Annotated in this window: 17 protein-coding genes; 8 read left to right on the top strand and 9 right to left on the bottom strand. The window is 71.8% G+C overall.

Features of this window, described 5'->3' with window-relative positions; genetic code table 11:
- Positions 1-42 precede the first annotated feature (42 nt).
- On the bottom strand, positions 43-1,308 hold the full coding sequence (locus tag QOZ89_RS31435) for an acyl-CoA dehydrogenase family protein (protein ID WP_071047481.1): 1,266 nt from the start codon (positions 1,306-1,308) through the stop codon (positions 43-45).
- Positions 1,305-2,450, bottom strand: a complete 1,146-nt coding sequence (locus tag QOZ89_RS31430) for an acyl-CoA dehydrogenase family protein (RefSeq protein ID WP_312627278.1) — start codon at positions 2,448-2,450, stop codon at positions 1,305-1,307. Before QOZ89_RS31430 ends, QOZ89_RS31435 begins: the two co-directional genes overlap by 4 nt.
- A gap of 148 nt (positions 2,451-2,598) precedes the next feature.
- On the opposite strand from QOZ89_RS31430, the gene QOZ89_RS31425 reads away from it, so the two are divergent.
- Entirely contained in the window at positions 2,599-3,345 is a 747-nt protein-coding gene (locus QOZ89_RS31425) for an SDR family NAD(P)-dependent oxidoreductase (protein WP_071047479.1), read from the top strand.
- 104 nt (positions 3,346-3,449) lie between these two features.
- Positions 3,450-3,884, top strand: a complete 435-nt coding sequence (locus QOZ89_RS31420) for a nuclear transport factor 2 family protein (RefSeq protein WP_071047478.1) — start codon at positions 3,450-3,452, stop codon at positions 3,882-3,884.
- A 30-nt stretch (positions 3,885-3,914) separates the two neighbouring features.
- Here QOZ89_RS31420 and QOZ89_RS31415 read toward each other — a convergent pair whose 3' ends face one another.
- The 6 genes from QOZ89_RS31415 to QOZ89_RS31390 all read right to left on the bottom strand — a co-directional run bounded on the left by QOZ89_RS31415 (position 3,915) and on the right by QOZ89_RS31390 (position 11,309).
- Positions 3,915-4,682, bottom strand: coding sequence for an SDR family NAD(P)-dependent oxidoreductase (locus tag QOZ89_RS31415; RefSeq protein WP_312627276.1), 768 nt, complete (start codon positions 4,680-4,682; stop codon positions 3,915-3,917).
- 61 nt (positions 4,683-4,743) lie between these two features.
- Complete coding sequence (locus QOZ89_RS31410) at positions 4,744-5,781, bottom strand: phosphotransferase family protein (RefSeq protein ID WP_312627274.1); 1,038 nt, start codon at positions 5,779-5,781, stop codon at positions 4,744-4,746.
- On the bottom strand, positions 5,778-6,971 hold the full coding sequence (locus tag QOZ89_RS31405; protein WP_071047476.1) for an acyl-CoA dehydrogenase family protein: 1,194 nt from the start codon (positions 6,969-6,971) through the stop codon (positions 5,778-5,780). Before QOZ89_RS31405 ends, QOZ89_RS31410 begins: the two co-directional genes overlap by 4 nt.
- A 216-nt stretch (positions 6,972-7,187) precedes the next feature.
- Positions 7,188-8,363, bottom strand: coding sequence for an acyl-CoA dehydrogenase family protein (locus QOZ89_RS31400; RefSeq protein WP_312627272.1), 1,176 nt, complete (start codon positions 8,361-8,363; stop codon positions 7,188-7,190).
- Complete coding sequence (locus tag QOZ89_RS31395; protein WP_071047474.1) at positions 8,347-9,438, bottom strand: acyl-CoA dehydrogenase family protein; 1,092 nt, start codon at positions 9,436-9,438, stop codon at positions 8,347-8,349. The genes QOZ89_RS31400 and QOZ89_RS31395 overlap by 17 nt, the downstream gene beginning before the upstream one ends.
- A gap of 194 nt (positions 9,439-9,632) precedes the next feature.
- Entirely contained in the window at positions 9,633-11,309 is a 1,677-nt protein-coding gene (locus QOZ89_RS31390) for a class I adenylate-forming enzyme family protein (RefSeq protein ID WP_312627270.1), read from the bottom strand.
- A gap of 296 nt (positions 11,310-11,605) precedes the next feature.
- Here QOZ89_RS31390 and QOZ89_RS31385 point away from each other — a divergent pair, with 296 nt between their 5' ends.
- The 6 genes from QOZ89_RS31385 to QOZ89_RS31360 all read left to right on the top strand — a co-directional run bounded on the left by QOZ89_RS31385 (position 11,606) and on the right by QOZ89_RS31360 (position 17,806).
- Entirely contained in the window at positions 11,606-13,396 is a 1,791-nt protein-coding gene (locus QOZ89_RS31385) for a bifunctional 3-(3-hydroxy-phenyl)propionate/3-hydroxycinnamic acid hydroxylase (protein WP_312627268.1), read from the top strand.
- A complete protein-coding gene (locus tag QOZ89_RS31380) occupies positions 13,393-14,244 on the top strand; it encodes an alpha/beta fold hydrolase (RefSeq protein ID WP_071047472.1) in 852 nt (283 codons plus the stop codon). Before QOZ89_RS31385 ends, QOZ89_RS31380 begins: the two co-directional genes overlap by 4 nt.
- Complete coding sequence (locus QOZ89_RS31375) at positions 14,241-15,041, top strand: 2-keto-4-pentenoate hydratase (RefSeq protein WP_071047471.1); 801 nt, start codon at positions 14,241-14,243, stop codon at positions 15,039-15,041. The genes QOZ89_RS31380 and QOZ89_RS31375 overlap by 4 nt, the downstream gene beginning before the upstream one ends.
- The gene (locus tag QOZ89_RS31370) at positions 15,038-15,976 is read left to right on the top strand and encodes an acetaldehyde dehydrogenase (acetylating) (protein ID WP_071047470.1); all 939 of its coding nucleotides are present in this window, start codon (positions 15,038-15,040) and stop codon (positions 15,974-15,976) included. Before QOZ89_RS31375 ends, QOZ89_RS31370 begins: the two co-directional genes overlap by 4 nt.
- Positions 15,976-17,028 carry a 4-hydroxy-2-oxovalerate aldolase gene (dmpG, locus tag QOZ89_RS31365; protein WP_071047469.1) on the top strand — a complete coding sequence of 351 codons (1,053 nt, stop codon included), beginning with the start codon at positions 15,976-15,978 and terminating at the stop codon, positions 17,026-17,028. Before QOZ89_RS31370 ends, dmpG begins: the two co-directional genes overlap by 1 nt.
- 67 nt (positions 17,029-17,095) lie before the next feature.
- The gene (locus QOZ89_RS31360; protein WP_241841566.1) at positions 17,096-17,806 is read left to right on the top strand and encodes an IclR family transcriptional regulator; all 711 of its coding nucleotides are present in this window, start codon (positions 17,096-17,098) and stop codon (positions 17,804-17,806) included.
- A gap of 5 nt (positions 17,807-17,811) precedes the next feature.
- On the opposite strand, the gene QOZ89_RS31355 is transcribed toward QOZ89_RS31360, so the two are convergent.
- Positions 17,812-17,979, bottom strand: a complete 168-nt coding sequence (locus tag QOZ89_RS31355) for a hypothetical protein (protein WP_157910444.1) — start codon at positions 17,977-17,979, stop codon at positions 17,812-17,814.
- Positions 17,980-18,335: the final 356 nt, after the last annotated feature.

Raw genomic sequence — 18,335 nt, 5'->3', positions numbered from 1 at the left:
GCTGACGGGCGGGGGCGTTTCGCGCCCCCGCCTCGCCCCGTCTCAGCTGTTGCGGGCGCCGCGGGGGACGTCGCGGAACGCGAGGCCCCGGTCGAGCGCGGCCTCGCGGGGCATGCCGAGAACCCGCTCGCTGATGACGTTGCGGGCCATCTCGGTGGTGCCGCCGCCGATCGTGGCCGTCTGGCGCATCAGGAAGTCCGCGCCGACGTCGGCCGCCGCGCCGTCACCCTCCGCCCAGGCCGCGCCCGCGCCGTCGGCGATGTCGAACGCGATCGTGGTGAGCCGGGTCGCCGCGACGCCGCTGTAGAGCCGGCCGATCGCGGCCGACTGGTCGGACAGCCTGCCGGTCGTCATGCCGAGGGCGAGCCGCGATTGCAGGGCGCCCTGGACCAGGTCGAGCACCCGGCCCTCGCCGATCAGGTCGCGCACCAGCGGGTCGTCGAGCCGCCCGGTGTCGCGGGCGATGTCGAGCAGCCAGTCGGGCCCGATCCGGTGATGCGAGCTCGTACCGGGACTGGTCACGTACGGGGAGCTGCTGCTCATCCGCTCGTGGAACATCCAGCGGGTGCCGACCGTCCAGCCGTCGTCGACCTCGCCGACCCGGTCGGAGTCGGGGACGCGGACGTCGGTCAGGAACTCCTGACAGAACTCCATGATCCCGTTGAGCATCTCGATGCGCTGCACGTCGACGCCCGCCGCCGCGATCGGCAGGATGAAGACTGTGAGGCCGCGGTGCTTCGGGACGTCCCAGTTGGTCCGCGCCAGGCACAGCCCCCAGTCGGACCACCAGGCGCCGGTCGTCCAGATCTTGGAGCCGTTGAGCACCCACTGGTCGCCGTCGCGTACCGCAGAGGTGAGTGCGGCGGCGACGTCCGAGCCGCTGGACGGCTCGGACAGGAACTGCATCCAGATCTCCTCGCCCTTGAGGATGGCTGGGATGTGGGCGAGCTTCTGCTCCTCGGTGCCGAACTCGAGCAGCACCGCGGCGCACGGCGTGAGCGTCGGCACCTGCAGGCGCTGCGGGTACTCGTAGCCCGAGATCTCCTCGTTGAACGCCCGCTGGTGCGCTGGGGTGAGGCCCTGCCCGCCGTACTCGCGCGGGAAGCAGATGCCGGCGAACCCGGCGTCGAAGAGCATCCGTTGGATCTCGCGGTCGCGGGCGACCGCGGCCAGCTCCTGCTCGTCGGTCCGGGTCGGCCGCATGATGCCGACCTCCTCGTGCGCCTCCAGTGGACGCAGGTTGGCGCGGATCCAGACGCGCGCCCTGGCCTGGAACTCCTCGACGCTCTCCTGGGCTCCGGTGCTCACGCCTGCTCCTTGAGGTTCTCGAAGATGCCGGTGACGCGGGCCCGGTGGCTGGCGGGGGTGCCATACAGCGCCCGGTTGAGGGTGACCCGGCGCAGGAAGAAGTGCATGTCGTGCTCGAAGGTCACGCCGATGCCGCCATGGATCTGGACGCAGTCCTGCGCGAGTTCCGTGCCGTAGTCGCCGATGTAGGCCTTCGCGGCGCTGACCAGCTCCGCCGCCTCGGGGGCGCCGGCGTCGACCGCGGCCACCGCCTTGTCAGTGATGGCGTGCGACGCCTCCAGCCAGGTCTTCATGTCCGCGAACCGGTGCTTGAGCTCCTGGTAGGACGCGAGCGGCCGGCCGAAGGAGTAGCGCTCGAACGCCCACTTCACGGTCAGGTCGAACGCGGTCTGCATCGCGCCGACGGTCTCCGCGCAGCCGAGCGCGAGCGCGACCTGCAGCTGGCGCTCCACCTGCTCACCGGCGTCGCCGAACTCGCCGACGGCCGCCTCGGCGGGCAGCCGCACGCCGTCGAGCTGGACGGCGAAGAACCGCCGGGTGAGGTCGACGGTGCGCATCGGCGTGACGGTCACCCCGGCGGCCGCGGTCGGGACCAGCACCTGCGCGAAGCTGGCGGTGCCGGCGACGGCCGCGGTGACGAGGAGGTGGGCGGCCTGCGCGGCCGACTCGACCGGGCGGGCGGTCCCGTCGAGGACGACGTCGCCGCCGTCAGCACGGACCTGGACCGTCACGCCGGCCGGCTCACCCGGCGTCGCCGGCTCGCCGAGCGCGCAGGTGGCGAGCGACTCGCCAGACAGCACCGCTTCGAGGGTCGCCGCATGGGCCTCGCCGCCCCAGGTGGACAGCGCGAACGCGACGACGTTCGCCGACGCGAGCGGGCCGGGGACGGCGCGGGCGCCGAACTCGTGGGCGAGGATGGACAGGTCGACGAGCGGGCCGCCGCTGATCGAGCCGCCGCCGTGCTCCTCGCTGACGAGCAGGGAGGTCCAGCCGAGCTCCGCGCCGGCGCTCCAGTAGTCCGGCGAGAAGCCGGCGGGGTCCTCGCGCAGGCGGCGGATCACCTCTGGGGGCACCCGGTCCGCGAGGAACCGCGCGGTCGCCTCCCGGAGGACCTCCTGATCAGGGGCCAGCTCCAGCAACATGGTCCATTACCTCGATCCGCTCGTCGGGCCACCAGGGTCCTGACCAGCATCGTTTGCATGCCTCGACCACAGGTTCGCGAATTCTCGACTTCGACGTCAAACTTCGCCAACGGGTGCGCCCCTCACCGCCGTGAGGTAGAACACAGCCATGACGGGACGATTTGACGGCAAAGCGGCGCTCATCACCGGTGCCGGGTCCGGCATGGGCCGTTCGATCACCATACGGCTGGCCAGCGAGGGCGCGTCGGTGCTCGCGGTGGACATCGACGAGGGCTCACTGGCCGAGACCAAGGCGCTGGCGAGCGGGACGGTGTCGGTCCGGGTCGTCGACGTCGCCGACCCGACCGGGTGCGCCGAGGCGGTGGCGGCGGCCGTGTCCGAGTTCGGGCGCCTCGACGTGCTGGGCAACGTCGCCGGGATCTACCGCCCGGCGCACACCACCGATACGACGGTTGAGCAGTACCGGCGGACGATGGCGGTGAACCTCGACGGGCCGTTCTTCCTGTCCCAGGCCGCGATTCCGCACCTGCTGGCGGCCGGCGGTACGATCATCAACATCGCGTCCAACGCCGGGATTCAGGGCGTTCCCTACTCGGCCGCCTACGCGGCTAGCAAAGGCGGCATTGTCCAGCTGACGAAGTCGCTCGCGGTCGAGTTCATCAAGACGCCGCTGCGGGTGAACGCGATCGCGCCGGCCGGCACCCTGACCAACATCGCCAGGACCGTGACATTCCCCGAGGACCAGGACTCGGACCTCAGGCACCGGATGGCTGGCTACCGCGGCATCGCCATGCCCGAGGAGATAGCGGCGCTGTTCGCGTTCCTCGCGTCGGGTGAGGCGAAGTCGATCACCGGTGCCGTCTACGCCGTCGACAACGGCCTGACGGTCAGCTGACCTGACCGGTCAGCTGACCGGTTAGCTGGGAGGGCCGAAGGAGGCGCGAAAATTCTCTTCCTCGCGCCTCCGGCGGCCGGTTTGGAAATGTGATGGGAGCATCAATGGACCTGCAGGCGCTCGCCGACAAGTTGGAGATCCAGGAACAGCTGGCACGGTATGCCCGCGGCGTGGACACGAACGACTTCGACCTGTGGAAGTCGGTGTTCACCCCCGAGGCGGTCATTGACTACACGTCGACGTCGACGCAGCTGCCCGTCGGCAAGCGCGACGAGATGGCGACCTGGCTCGAGCAGGGTCTCGGCCAGATGCCGTGGAAGATCCACTACATCACCAACGTGGAGATCGACCTCGATGGCGACCGCGCCAGCGTGATCGCCCAGTTCTACAACCCGATGCAGCTGCCGGGCTTCGCCGAGCCGAGCTACTGCGGCGGCTACTACTTCCACGACTTCGTCCGCACCCCAGACGGCTGGAAGAGCGAAAAGCTCGCCGAGAAACTCGTCTGGTTCGTCAACAAGCCAGCCGACGCGAGCTGACCGCGGTCATCGGCCGGAACGCGGCGGTGGTCAGTGCCCGCTCATGCCCCCGTCGACGGCGAGGGTCGTGCCGGTGATGAAGGAGGCGCCATCTCCGGCGAGGAACACGACGGCGGCGTCGAGTTCGTGCTGCTCGCCGAGCCGGCCCAGCGGGCTGGTGTTGGCGATGAACGTCATCAGCTGGTCCTTCGGGATCTCGGCGGTCATCTCGCTGGCGAAGTAGCCGGGCGCGATGGCGTTGACCCGGATTCCCTTGCGGCCGGACCACTGCTGCGCCAGGTCGCGGGTCAGGCCGATCAGCCCGGCCTTGCTGGCGGCGTAGGCGGCCTGCGGGGCATAGGACTTGACGAGCCCGAGGACGCTGGAGATGTTGATGATGCTCGAACCTGGCCCCATGACCCGGGCGCACGCCTGCGCGGCCCAGTAGGCGCCGTTGAGGTTGACGTCGATGACCTGGCGGAACTCGTCGGGCTTCTCGCGCAGGGCGGGCACCGCGGTGCCGATGCCGGCGTTGTTGACCAGGATGTCGATCCGGCCGAACTCGGCGACGGCCGCCTGGGCGAGGGCGGTGCACTGGTCGGGATCGCTGACGTCGGTGGCGACGGTGAGAGCTCGACGTCCCGTCGCCCGCACCTCCTCGGTGATCTTGTCGAGTCGGTCGGCGCGGCGGGCGGCGAGGACGACGTCGGCGCCGGCCTGGCCGAGCGCGCGGGCGAACCCGGCGCCGAGACCGGAGCTCGCGCCGGTGACGACGGCGACCCGGCCGTCCAGCCGGAACAGGTCCAGGACATTGATCATGACTTCTCGGGCCGCCTTTCGGCGATCTTGCTTTGAGGGCTGCCGGGCGTGTGGAAGAAGATCACTTTCGCGCGGCCTTTGGCCCCTTGAGGGCGCGCAGGCCGGCGGCGGCCAGCGGCGCGGTCGCCTCACCGACGATCTCGAACCCGTCGCCGCGGGTCACTCCCTGCAGGTACCGGGCGTGGATGCCCTCCGCGATGACCGCCACCTTGAAGTAGCCGAGGGCGAGATAGAAGGAGAAGGCGCTCAGGTCCCGGCCGGTGAGCGTCGCGTAGCGGTCGAGCAGGGCGTCGGCCTTCGGCAGGCGCGGGCTGGTCGACGCCGCCGAGCCGGTGAGCACCGGGGCGAACGCCGGGTCCGAATAGGCGATGTGCAGGCCCAGGTCGGCGAGCGGGTCGCCGAGCGCGGCCATCTCCCAGTCCACCACCGCCCGGACGTCCGCGGGGTCGTCGGGGGAAAGGATGACGTTGTCGATGCGGAAGTCACCGTGCAGGACCGACGCCCCGGACTCCGTCGGCTGGATCGCGGCGAGCCGGGCGTACAGGGTGCCGATGTCGGGCAGCGGCCGGGTGCCGACCCGCTGCCACTGGTCGTTCCACCGCCGGATCTGGCGGCCCAGGTAGCCCTGCGGGCGGCCGAAGGCACCCAGGCCGATGGCCTCGGGGTCGAGGGTGTGCAGCCGGGCGAGCACGTCGATCAGCGCGTACGCGCAGCGGTCGATGTCGGCCTGGGGGAGGGCGTGCAGGTCGTCCTCGCCTCGGATGACCGTGCCGGGGACGTAGTCGACGAGGGCGAACGGCACGCCCAGCGTGTCGCCCTCGTCATGGGCGACGGCGCGGGGCACGGGGACGTCGGTCCCGGACAGGGCCGCCGTCACGCGGTACTCGCGCAGCACGTCGTGCGCCGACGGGGTGAGCCCGCCCAGCGGCGGGCGGCGCAGCACCCAGCGCCCCGTCCCGTCGGTGAGCAGATACGTGAGGTTCGACCGGCCCCCGGCCAGGAGCGTGGCGTCCAGCCGGCCGGAGAACTCGGGCACCCGCTGGCCGAAGAACCGTTCCAGCGCGGGCAGGTCGAGCCCTTCGACCGCGGTGGGGCTCATCGGGCCGCCGCCGGGGCGTGGCGCCGGAGGGCGCGGCGCGCGATCGCCCACCGGTGGGTCTCGGACGGGCCGTCGTAGATCCGGAACGGGCGTACCTCGCGCAGGAACCGGCTGAGCGGGATGTCACCGGACACCCCGAGCGACCCACAGATCTGCAGCGAGCGGTCCACCACCCGCCAGATCGCCTCGGCGCAGAACGTCTTGGCGATCGCCGTGGACTGGGCGCCCGAGCGGCCCTGGTCCAGCTCCCAGCACGCCTGGAGGATGAGGCCTCGGGAGGCGGCGATGTCGATCTCGCTGTCGGCGATCATCTGCTGCACCATGCCCAGCTCGCCCAGCCGGGAGCCGAACAGCTCCCGCTCACCGGCCCGGCGGACCGCGATGTCACGAGCGTGGTTGGCGATTCCCAGCCAGCGCATGCAGTGCGTCATCCGGGCCGGGCCGAGGCGGACCTGCGCGTAGCGGAATCCCTCGTCGACCTCGCCGAGCACCGCGTCGCCGGGCACGTCGCAGTTGTCGAAGAGCACCTCGGCGTGACCGCCGTACAGGGTCTCGTCGAGGGTCTCGATGTGCCGCACGATCTTCATTCCAGGGTTGTCCGCGTCGACCAGGAACATCGTCGCGCCGCCCTCGTCTCCCGGCGTGCCCGAGGTGCGGGCCATGCAGATCGCGAACCCCGCGCCGTCGGCCCCGGTGATGAACCACTTACGCCCGTTGATGCGCCACCCGCCGTCGACGCGCTCGGCGCGCGTGGCGAGCGCCCGGGGATCCGAGCCGGCTCCCGGCGCCGGCTCCGTCATCGCGAAGCAGGACCTGATCTCGCCGGTCGCCAGCGGGCGGAGGTACCGCTCCTTCTGCTCCGCCGTCGCGATCAGCTCCAGCATGTGCATGTTGCCCTCGTCGGGAGCGGCGATGTTGAGGGCCAGCGGGCCGAGCAGGGCGTACCCGGCAGCCTCGAACACGGCGGCCCGGCCGCGCATGTCCAGCCCGTGACCGCCGTACTCGGCGGCGACGTGCGGCGCGAACAGGCCCGCGTCGCGGGCCGCGTCCTGCAGCTCGCGGCGCACCGCCTCCGACGGTGTCGCGGCCGCGTGCCGTTTCTCGACCGGGAGCACCACCTCGCGGACGAACCGCGCGGTCCGCTCGGCCAGGTCGGCGACGGCCGGCTCGGGTGACAGGTCGATGGTCATGGAGGCTCCTCAGTGCTTCCGAGAAACGGGGGCCGCCGGAGGTTCGAAGGAGGAGATTTTCGCACCTCCTTTGGCCCTCTGGTGCTTCCGAGGACGGGGGCTGCCGGAGGTGCGAAGCAGGAGCATTTTCGCACCTCCTTTGGCCCTCTGGTGCTTCCGAGGACGGGGGCTGCCGGAGGTGCGAAGCAGGAGCATTTTCGCACCTCCTTTGGCCCTCTAGCCGCGGGGCAGTCCGAGCACCCGCTCGGCGATGACGGTGCGCTGGATCTCGGAGGTGCCGCCCGCGATCGTGCCGGAGAACGTGCGCGCGTAGCGCTCGAACCACCCGCTGACGTAGGCCTCCAGGCTCAGGTGGGACAGCGGGCCCGTGAGCGCGGGGTGGTCGAGCGCCTCCGCGCCCGCCGACTCGAACGCCGCCTCCGTGGCCGCCTGCGCCGCCTCGGACCCGAACAGCTTCAGCACCGACAGGGCGGGCACGTCCTGCTCGCCGCGGGCCTCCCTGGCCAGCGCCGCGGAGCCCATCCACCGCAGGGCGTGGGCATCCATCACGAGGGTCGCGTACCGGTCCTCGTCGAGCGTCGTGACCGGGCGGAAGTCGACCAGCAGGTCCGCCAGCCGCTCGGCGAAGATCAGCCACAGCAGGGTGCGCTCATGCCCCAGGGATCCGTGGGCGACGGCCCAGCCGCCGCCCAGCTTGCCGACCAGGTTCTCGGCCGGGACACGGGCGTTGTCGAAGAAGACCTCGTTGAAGTCCAGGTCGTCCGGGCTCGCGATGGAGCCGAACGGCCGGCGGGTCACCCCTGGGGTGTCGGTCGGGATCAGCAACACGCTGATGCCCTTGTGTTTGGACGCGTCGGGGTCGGTCCGCACGAACGTCAGGATGACGTCCGCGTCGTGGGCACCCGACGTCCACACCTTCTGGCCGTTCACGACGAAGTGGTCGCCGTCGAGCGTGGCCCGGGTGCGCAGGCCGGCGAGGTCGGAGCCGGCGCCCGGCTCGCTCATCCCGAGAGCGGCGGTGATCTCGGCGCGCAGGATCGGCACCGCCCAGCGCCTCTTCTGCTCCGGGGTGCCGAAGGACAGCAGTGATGCCGCGATGATGCCGACGCCCTGGGGGTTGAAGCTGTGCAGGATCCGCCGCTTCGACAGCTCCTCCAGATGGACGTACTGCTGCAGGATGCTGGCGTTGCGGCCGCCGAACTCGGGCGGGTTGCCGGGCAGCAGCCAGCCCGCGTCGAACTGCAGGCGCTGCCAGCGCCGGGCCCACTCGGGCACGTCGGCGCTAGAGCGCGACGGCCGGTCGGCCTCCTCGGCGCTCGGCAGGTTCGCGTCGAGGAACGCCACGAACTCGGCGCGGAACGCCTCGACGTCGTCGTCAAACGTGAGCTGCACGGCTGTCCACCCCCGCCAAAGTCAGGTTTTCCTTCGCGATCAGGGCCCGGTGCTCGTCCGCCGTGCCGAGGAGCACCTCGCCGGCCTTGGCCCGCTTCAGCGCGAACTGCAGGTCGTTCTCCCAGGTGTAGCCCATGCCGCCGAACAGCTGCAGGCCGTGCCGGAACACGAGCGACTGGCATTCGCCGGCCGACGCCTTGGCCATCGAGGCCGCGAGGCGGCGGCGGGGGTCGTCCGCGGCGATGGTCAGCGCGGCGAAATAGGCCAGGGCCCGGGCTCGCTCGATGGCCACGTGCATGTCGGCCGCCTTGTGCTTGACGGCCTGGAACGAGCCGATCGGCGCGCCGAACTGCTGGCGGGTCCTGACGTGCTCGATCACCAGGTCCAGGACGCGCTGGCAGGCACCGACCATGGTCGTCGCCATGCCCGTGAGCGCTTGGTGGCGTGCTTTCTCCGGGTCGGCGCCGGTCAGGTTGTCACCGCCGACGCGAACGTCGGCCAGGGCCACCTCGGCGACGTGCAGCACGGGGTCGAAGACGGGAACCCGGGTCACCGATGCCTGCGCCGCGGGGATGGCGAAGACGCCCTCGGTGGTGACGACGGCCAGCCAGTCGGCCCGGTCGCCATCCAGCACGTGGCGCGCGGTGCCGTCCAACAGCCAGCCGTCGCCGTCGCGGCGGGCGGTGATGCCCTCGGGGAGGGCGGCACCGGACTGCTTGGCCCCGGCGACGCCCGGCGCCAGCGGGACGAACTGGGTCATCGTCGCGAGGAACGGGGTCGGGTCGGTGGCCCGGCCCAGCTCCTCCACCAGGATCGCGAGCTCGACCATCTCACTGGGATCGACGAGCTGGGTCCAGCCCAGGTTGGTGTAGGTCTGCCACAGCGCTTCCAGGGGCATGTGCCGCCGGGGGTGCGAATAAAGATCATTTTCGCACCCCCTTTGGCCCCCAGGCCCGCCGGTGTCGGCCGCCGCGTCGGCGGCACCGCGGACCAGCGCCGGCGTGCACTCCTTGGCGAGCACGTCGCGGACGGTGCTCCGCCACAGCCGTTGGTCCTCGTCGAACTCAGACAGCATCCCGACCTCCGATGTCGGACGCCGAGCTGCTCAGTTCTCCCGAAAGCGGGGGCCGCCGGAGGTGCGAAGGAGGAGCATTTTCGCACCTCCTTTGGCCTGCTGGGACATACGTCGCCACGAGTCACCCTCCTACCGCACCGCGCTCTCGAGGCGCGCGAGAACAGGACTTTCAACACATGGGGGAGCGGCGGCGGTCAGCGCCGCTCGCTGCGCGGCGAGCCGTGCCGCTCACGCAGCACCGCCCGCTGGATCTTCCCGGTCGCGGTCTTCGGCAGCGCCGGGATGACGACCACGCGGCGAGGGCGCTTGTACGCCGCGAGGCGCTCCTTCGTGAAGGCGATGAGCTCCTCCTCGCTGGCCGTCGCGCCGTCGCGGAGCGAGACGTAGGCGGTCACCTGCTCACCGCGGTACTCGTCCGGCACGCCGACCACCGCCGCCTCGAAGACCGCCGGGTGCTCGTAGAGGACGTCCTCCACCTCGCGCGGCCAGACCTTGAACCCGGAGGTGTTGATCTGGTCCTTGATCCGGTCTACGAGGTAGATCCAGCCCTCGGCGTCCATCACGGCGACGTCGCCGGTGTGCAACCTGCCGCCCGGTAACGCGTGCGCGGTCGCCTCGGGGTTGTGCCAGTACCCGGGAACCACCTGCGGCGCGGTGAAGACCAGCTCTCCCTCGGCGCCGGGCGGTTGAGGCACGCCCTGCGCGTCGATGATCTCCACGTCGACGTTCGGCGCCGGTACGCCGATGGAGAGCGTGCCGCTCGGCTGGTGGACGGGAGCGGTGGCGCCGGGCGGCACGGCGATACCGCCGCCCGTCGTCTCCGTCATGCCCCAGATGTTGTGCAGGTAGGGGCCGAAACGGGCGCGGAACGCCTCGATGGTTGCCGGCGGGATCGGTGCTCCGCCGGAGAAGAGCAGTCTGATCGTCTTGAAGTGCTCAGGTCCCGCGTCCGCCACCCGGAAGAAGGCGTTGAAGGCGGTGATCGAGCCGATCGTCGTGGTCACCCCGTGCTCGCGGAAGGCGTCGAGGACGACCGCGGGCTCGAAGCGCCCGCTCATGCTGAGTGTGGCGTCGTTCAGCAGCGCGATGCCGGCGTTGAGCGAGAGGCCGGTGATGTGGAACAGCGGCGCGATGGCGAAGGAGACGTCACCGGGTTCGAGGCCCAGCCAGTCGCCGTAGTTCAGCACCGCGTGCAGGTAGTTGCGGTGAGTGTTCAGCGCGCCCTTCGGCGGGCCAGTGGTCCCCGACGTGTACGTGATGAACGCGGTGTCGTCGAGCCCGACGGCGACCGGCCGCGGGCGCTGCCCGCGCCGCGCGGCGAGGACGGCGCCGAGGTCGCCCTCCGGCGACGGCGCGGGCTCCACCGGCTCCGGGAAGACGCGCGGGTCGTCGCGGGTCTGGAAGTCGCGCGACGAGGCGGACAGCACCCAGCCCACCGTGCCGCCGGCGAGCGTCTCGCGAACCTCGCCGTCCGTGCCCCGGGCCGCGATGACCCCGGAGGTTCCCGAGTCGTCGATCAGACGCTGCAGCTCCTGGCCGCGGTACATCGGGTTGAGCGGGACGGCGGTGGCGCCGGCCTTCCAGATCGCGAGCAGGCTGATCGGGTAGTAGGGCACGTTCTGCAGGTAGATGCCGACGCGGTCGCCCCACCGGACGCCCCGGTCCTGGAGCTCGGTGGCCAGCGCGTCGGCGTGCGCGTCGAGCTCGGCCGCGGACAGCGACCCGTCGAAGTAGCGCACCGCCGCCCGCTCGGGGTTCGCGGCGACGCGGGCCCGCCACGCCTCGACGACCGACCCATGGGTGATCTCCGGCGCGGGGTCGACCCGCGCCGGGTACAGGGCCAGCCACGGAGGCAGGGGACCGGTCGACATTGATCACGTCCTCGGTGAGGGGGAGCCCCGTCCGTGCGTCCGGCCCCGCGCGGCCGTCGAGGATGGACGGGCTGGGACGCCCGGGCAGGGTTGACGCGTCGGGCGCACGTTACTAGATTTTTCGCAGTTATTGAATATCTGGTTGCATATACTGCACGCAACTTGATCGTTGCCGCATTGATCGCAACCGGTATCCATCGCCACAGCACTGATCGCCGCGGTGCCGATCACCGCGGCGATGAGCGCGCTGGGCGCGGCACCCGCCGCATCCGGCACCCGCCACCCGAGGAGTCGAGGTGTCCACTCAGGTCGGCACGGCACAGCCTGGCTCGCCGCCGCCCGCGGGCTCGGCGGACGTCGACGTCGCCGTCGTCGGCGCGGGCCCAAGCGGGCTGATGACCGCCAACCTGCTCGGCCGCTACGGACTGCGCGTCGTGGTCCTCGAGGCCGGCCAGGCACTCATCGACTTCCCCCGCGGCGTCGGGATGGACGACGAGACGCTGCGGACCTTCCAGGCGGTGGGCCTGGCCGACGACGTCCTGCCGCACACGATCCCGCACCAGGTGCTCGCCTTCGTCGACGCGAAGCAGCGCGACCTGGCCCGGCTCGCGCCGCCGACCGCGGAGTTCGGCTGGCCGCGGCGCAACGGCTTCGTCCAGCCGCTGGCCGACCGGGTGCTGTTCGAGGGCCTGACCCGCTTCGACAACGTCGACGTGCGCTTCTCGTCCCGGGTCACGGGCTACGCGCAGGACGCCGACGGCGTGACGCTGACCGTCGAGACGCCGGAAGGTGAGCGGACCCTGCGGGCGGCCTACGCCGTCGGCGCGGACGGCGGCGCCAGCGTGACCCGCGAGACGCTGCTCGGGCTGCGCTTCGACGGCAGCACCGCCGCCGCGCAGTGGTTCGTCATCGACATCCGCAACGACCCGCTCGGCCGCCCCGGCGCGTACGTCTGCTGCGACCCGCGCCGCCCCTACGTCTCGATCAGCATCCCGCACGGCATCCGCCGGTTCGAGTTCATGCTCAAGCCCGGCGAGACCGAGGCGGACGCGATGACCGACGAGTTCCTCACCCGGCTGCTCGCGCCGATCGTCCCGCCGACCGCGAAGGTCGACGTCATCCGCCGCCGGGTCTACAACCACCACGCCCGGCTCGCGGAGCACTTCCGCGTCGGGCGGATCTTCCTCGTCGGCGACGCGGCGCACATCATGCCGGTGTGGCAGGGCCAGGGCTACAACAGCGGCATCCGGGACGCGCTCAACCTCTCCTGGAAGCTCGCGAGCGTGTGCCAGGGGCTCGCCGGCGACGAGCTGCTCGACACCTACGAGTCGGAGCGGCGCGACCATGCCCGCGCGATGATCGACCTGTCCCGGCGGGTGGGCCAGGCGGTCTCCGTCACCAACCGGTTCGGCGCGCTGGCCCGTGACCTCTTCTTCCGGGGCCTGTCCGCGATCCCCAAGGCGAAGACCTACATCGTGACGATGAAGTTCAAGCCGATGCCGACGATGCGGGAGGGCGCGCTGACCCGGCTCGGTTCGGAGAGCGAGCCGAGCCCGGTGGGACGGCTGTTCATCCAGCCGACGGTGGCCACCCGCGCGCTCCCGTCCGTGAAGCTGGACGACGCGCTCGGCCCGTGGTTCGCGCTCGTCGCCTGGAACAACGACCCCCGCCAGATCCTGGACGACGACGCGCAGCGGCGGCTCGCCCAGCTCGGTGCCCGCCTCGTCGAGGCCCGCCCCGCGGTGCAGCTGCGCTGGAACGCGCCCACGCCGGAGGGTGGCGAGCAGCCCGACGACTCGGTGCTGGTGGTCGGCGACCTGGACGGCGCGCTCAAGCGCTGGTTCGACGCGCACCCGGAGTCCGTGCTGTTGTTGCGTCCGGACCGCATCGTGGCGGGCGCGAGCCCCGCGCACGCCGCCTCTGACATGGTCCGGGCGTTCGGGGCCACCGTCGGCATCCCCGACGCGGTGCCCGCGCTGCCCGACGCGGCGCCCGCGGTGGCCGCGCTGAGCGACGCGGTGGCCGCGCCGCCCGAGGCGGCGTCCGCCTTGACGGCGGCGGAGCCCGCGCTGAAGGAGAACGCATGACGCTGTGGACGGACCTGGCCGGCCTGGACTACACGGTCCGCCATGTCGACGTGGGGCACTGGTCGACCCGGGTGCTGGAGTGCGGCGCCGGGGAGCCGTTCGTCTTCATGCACGGCACCGGCGGGCATCTGGAGGCGTTCACCCGCAACCTGCGCGCGCTCAGCGCCAAGTACCGGGTCATCGCCTACGACTACCCAGGGCATGGGTGGACGACGACGACCACGAAGGACCTGGAGATCGACGACTACATCGATCACCTCGTCGGGCTCCTGGACGTCCTCGGCCTCGAGCGCGTCCATCTGTCGGGTGAGTCGCTCGGAGGCTGGGTCGCGGTCAAGTTCGCCGCCCGCTACCCGGAGCGCGTCGGCCGGCTCGTCCTCAACACCCCGGGCGGGACGATGGCCACCCCCGAGGTGATGGAGCGCATCCGGTCGCTGTCCCAGGCCGCGGCCGATGACCCGAGCGAGGAACGCATCCGCGCCCGGCTGTCGTGGCTGATGGCCGATCCCGCTGCCTCGGTCACCGACGAGCTGGTCGCGATCCGCCGTGGCGTATACAGCCGGCCCGGCTTCGCCGAGTCGATGCGGCACATCCTCTGCCTGCAGGACCCGGAGGTCCGCCGCCGCAACCTGGTCACCGACGAGGAGCTGGCCGCGATCACGGCGCCGACGCTGGTCGTCTGGACCAGCGACGACCCCTCCGGCCCGGCGAAGGCCGGCCTCGACATGGCCGAGCGCATCCCGGGCGGGGAGTTCCGCCTCATCAAGAACGCCGGCCACTGGCCCCAGTGGGAGCAGCAGGAGGAGTTCGACACGATCGCGCTTGAGTTCCTCGGGCGGGCCCGATGATCGCCACCCCCGCCTCCATCGAGGCCGCCGCCGACCGGCTGGAGCTGGCTTCCACCAGCGGCAACGCCTGCGCCCCGATCACGGACCTGGTCCCCGCCGGCGACATCGACGTCGCGTACCAGGTGCAGCGCCGGCTCACCGAGCGCCGGCTCGCGGCCGGTGCGCGGATCGTCGGGCGCAAGATCGGTCTCACGTCGGCCGCGGTGCAGAGCCAGATCGGTGTCGACCGGCCCGACTTCGGTGTCCTGTTCGACGACATGAGCTACGCCGACGGCGAGCTGATCCCCGTGGGCCGGCTGCTGCAGCCGAAGGCCGAGGCGGAGGTCGCCTTCCTGCTCTCCCGCGACATCGAGGACGCCTCCGACCCGGCGGCGGTCCGAGACGCGGTCGAGCTGGCGTTCCCCGCGCTGGAGATCGTCGACAGCCGGATCGCCGACTGGCGCATCGGCATCACCGACACGGTCGCCGACAACGCGTCGTCGGGTGTCTTCGTGATCGGTACGTCGGGAACTCCGCTCGACGCGGTGGCACCCGTCGACGTCACCATGACGATGCGCCGCGGCGACGAGGTCGTCTCGACCGGGACCGGCCGTGACTGCCTGGGCGACCCGCTGAACGCCCTGGCCTGGCTCGCCGCGACTCTCATCGAGGTCGGGACGCCGCTGCGCGCGGGCGACCTGGTCCTGTCGGGCGCGCTGGGTCCGATGGTCTCCGTCTCGGCCGGGGACGTCTTCGTCGCCGACATCGCGCCGCTCGGCGCGGTGACGGCACGGTTCTCAGGAAAGGACGAGGGATGACGGAGAAGACGGGGGTCGCGATCGTCGGCTCCGGCAACATCGGCACGGACCTGATGATCAAGATTCTGCGCGGGTCGTCGGACCTGCGCGTGGTCGCGATGGTCGGCATCGACCCGAACTCGGACGGCCTCGCCCGCGCGGCCCGCCTTGGCGTCGCCACGACGGCCGAGGGTGTGGCCGGGCTGATCAAGATGCCCCAGTTCGGCGAGGTGGAGATCGTCCTGGACGCCACCAGCGCCGGCGCGCACATCGCGAACGCGAAGCTGCTGGAGCCCTACAGCCTGCGCCTCGTCGACCTCACCCCGGCCGCGATCGGCCCCTTCGTGATCCCCGCGGTGAACTTCGAGGACCACCTCGACGCGCCGAACATCAACATGGTCACCTGCGGCGGCCAGGCCACGATCCCGATCGTGGCGGCGGTGTCCCGGGTGACCGAGGTGCCCTACGCCGAGATCGTCGCCTCGGTCGCGTCGAAGTCGGCCGGCCCGGGGACGCGGGCCAACATCGACGAGTTCACCGAGACCACCGCGCACGGCATCGAGCAGGTCGGCAAGGCGCGCCGCGGCAAGGCGATCATCATCCTCAACCCGGCCGAGCCGCCGCTCATCATGCGCGACACCGTCCTGTGTCTCATCGGCGGCGTCGACCACGAGCAGGTGCGGGCCTCGATCGAGGAGATGGTCGCCGCGGTGGCGACCTACGTCCCGGGCTACCGGCTGGTGCAGAAGGTCCAGTTCACGCCCGTCGACCCGGCCGAGGTGGCGACCCTGCTGCCCGCGGGTGCTGGTCCCGTCGACACCAAGGTCTCCGTGTTCCTCGAGGTCGAGGGCGCGGCCCATTACCTGCCCGCCTACGCGGGCAATCTCGACATCATGACCTCCGCCGCGATGCGCGTGGCGGAACGGATTGCCCAGCGTGCGAAGGCGGCGGCGTGATGACTGACACCGCGACGACCGGCGTCACGACGCCGGCCCCCACCGCGAAGCCCTACGTCCAGGACGTGACGCTGCGGGACGGCATGCACGCGCTCCGGCACAGGATCACGCCGGAGCTGGTTGGCCGCATTGTCGACAACCTCGAGGCCGCCGGCGTCGGCGCGATCGAGATCGCGCACGGCGACGGCCTCGGCGGCGCGAGCCTGAACTACGGCCCGGGCAGCAACACCGACTGGGAGTGGATCGAGGCGGCCGCCGCGCACGTGAAGGACGCCGTCCTCACCACGCTGCTGCTCCCCGGCGTCGGCACGATCCACGACCTGCGCCGTGCCCACGACATGGGTGTCCGCTCCGTCCGGATCGCCACGCACTGCACCGAGGCCGACGTCGCCGCGCAACACATCGCCGAGGCCCGCAACCTCGGCATGGACGTCTCGGGCTTCCTCATGATGGCGCACATGATCGGCTCGAAGGAGCTGGCCGAGCAGGCGCTGCTGATGGAGTCCTACGGCGCGCACTGCGTCTACATCACGGACTCCAGCGGGCGGCTCACGGTCGCCGACATCCGCGAGCGGGTCCGTGCCTACCGCGAGGCGCTGCGGCCCGAGACGCAGATCGGCATCCACGCGCACGAGAACCTCTCGCTCGCGGTCGCCAACTCGGTGGCCGCCGTCGAGGAGGGCGCGTTCCGGGTCGACGCCTCGCTCACCGGCCTCGGCGCCGGGGCCGGCAACGCCCCGATCGAGGCGTTGATCGCGGTGGCGAACATCCTGGGATGGGAGACCGGCTGCGACCTGTTCGCGCTGCAGGACGCCGCGGAGGACATCGTCCGCCCGCTGCAGGACCGGCCGGTGCGCGTCGACCGCGAGACGCTGACCATCGGCTACGCCGGGGTCTACGGCAGCTTCCTCCGGCACGCCGAGATCGCCGCGGCGACCTACGGCGTGGACGCCCGCGAGATCCTCCTCGAGGCCGGCCGGCGCAAGCTCGTCGGCGGCCAGGAGGACATGCTCACCGACATCGCGCTCACCCTGCAGGCCGGGGCGTCCTGAGCATCATCAGCATCATCACAGCGCGCGCCGACCGGGCCGCGGCGGGGCCGAAACTATGCTGAACAGCGTGCCGGAGTTGGCGGCGAGCACGCCGAGCAAGGTGCGCGACGGGAACCAGACCCTCGCCAGGGGGCTGCGGGTGCTGCTCGCGATCGCCGACTCCAAACAGGGGATGACCGTGCAGCAGGTCGGCGACATGCTCGGCGTGCACCGCTCGATCGCCTACCGGGTGCTGCAGACGCTGGTCGACTTCGACCTCGCCGCGCGCAGCAGCGAGGGGACCTACATCCCGGGCGCCCGCCTCGCGACCCTCGCCGAGGCGTTCCTGCCCACGCTGCGCGACGCGACGGCCCCGATCATGCGCTCGCTCGCCGACCGGCTGCAGTCGACGGTCATGCTCTTCGTCGCCCAGGGCGACGACGCGGTCGCGATCGCGATGACGGAGCCCACGACGGCGCCGCACCACCTGGCGTTCCGGCCGGGCATGCGCACACCGCTGACCCGGGGTGCGGCGGGGTACGCGATCCTGGCCTCCGACCCGCCCACCGGCGGCGAGCCCGAGGAAGTCGCGGTCGCGCGTGACCGCGGCTACGCCCGCAGCCACGCGGAGGTCGAGGCCGGCCAGTACGCGGTCGCGGCCTGGATCCCGATGACGGGCACCGCGACCCGCGCCTGCCTGAACCTCATCACCTACCGCGAGGACGTCGCGGAGGCCGCCGGCCCCGAGATGCGCCGCGCGGCCGACAAGGTCGCCCGCGCTCTGCGCACCCAGGGGTGAGCCGGCTACTCGTACTGCGAGCAGCTTCCCAGGCCGATGCCCACGATTGCCTCCTGCGCCTCTCTGGTTGACAGCGCCGCCCACGCCGCGGCGGAGTAGCGCTGCTGGAGACCCGCCAGGACGCAGTTGCACCAGTCCAGGCTGTTGCCGCCGACGTTGGTGCAACTTGACACGAAGCCTCCGAGGGATGGCTGCGATCCGCCAGCTGGGGCGGCCGTGGTCGGTGGCGGTGGCGGAGGCGCCTGGCTGGGAGCGGCGGCGGTGGTCGGTGGTGGCGGCGGCGCCTGGCTGGGGGCGGCAGCGGCGGCTGTGGTCGGCTGCGGCCGCGGTGCCTGGTTGGGCGCGGCAGCCGCGGCGGCGGCCGTGGACGGCTTCGCCTGGCTGGGGGCGGCAGCGGCGGCCGTGGCCGGCTTGGGCTTGCTGGAGGTGGCAACGACGGCCGGCCGGGTCCCGCGCGGGGTGGGGGTAACACGTCGGGTCGGGACGGTACCTGGGGCCGAGGCCTCGCTCGACGACGGGGCCGTGCTCG

This window comes from Pseudofrankia coriaricola (assembly GCF_032027725.1).
Lineage (GTDB): Bacteria > Actinomycetota > Actinomycetes > Frankiales > Frankiaceae > Pseudofrankia.
This window is presented reverse-complemented; position numbering and strand designations above follow the sequence as displayed.

Excerpts from the sequence above, each read along its gene's own strand:
- QOZ89_RS31430 (WP_312627278.1), bottom strand. The coding sequence starts at position 2,450 with ATGTTGCTGGAGCTGGCCCCTGATCAGGAGGTCCTCCGGGAGGCGACC.
- QOZ89_RS31425 (WP_071047479.1), top strand. The coding sequence starts at position 2,599 with ATGACGGGACGATTTGACGGCAAAGCGGCGCTCATCACCGGTGCCGGG.
- QOZ89_RS31420 (WP_071047478.1), top strand. The coding sequence starts at position 3,450 with ATGGACCTGCAGGCGCTCGCCGACAAGTTGGAGATCCAGGAACAGCTG.
- QOZ89_RS31415 (WP_312627276.1), bottom strand. The coding sequence starts at position 4,682 with ATGATCAATGTCCTGGACCTGTTCCGGCTGGACGGCCGGGTCGCCGTC.
- QOZ89_RS31410 (WP_312627274.1), bottom strand. The coding sequence starts at position 5,781 with ATGAGCCCCACCGCGGTCGAAGGGCTCGACCTGCCCGCGCTGGAACGG.
- QOZ89_RS31405 (WP_071047476.1), bottom strand. The coding sequence starts at position 6,971 with ATGACCATCGACCTGTCACCCGAGCCGGCCGTCGCCGACCTGGCCGAG.
- QOZ89_RS31395 (WP_071047474.1), bottom strand. The coding sequence starts at position 9,438 with ATGCTGTCTGAGTTCGACGAGGACCAACGGCTGTGGCGGAGCACCGTC.
- QOZ89_RS31390 (WP_312627270.1), bottom strand. The coding sequence starts at position 11,309 with ATGTCGACCGGTCCCCTGCCTCCGTGGCTGGCCCTGTACCCGGCGCGG.
- QOZ89_RS31380 (WP_071047472.1), top strand. The coding sequence starts at position 13,393 with ATGACGCTGTGGACGGACCTGGCCGGCCTGGACTACACGGTCCGCCAT.
- QOZ89_RS31375 (WP_071047471.1), top strand. The coding sequence starts at position 14,241 with ATGATCGCCACCCCCGCCTCCATCGAGGCCGCCGCCGACCGGCTGGAG.
- QOZ89_RS31370 (WP_071047470.1), top strand. The coding sequence starts at position 15,038 with ATGACGGAGAAGACGGGGGTCGCGATCGTCGGCTCCGGCAACATCGGC.
- dmpG (WP_071047469.1), top strand. The coding sequence starts at position 15,976 with ATGACTGACACCGCGACGACCGGCGTCACGACGCCGGCCCCCACCGCG.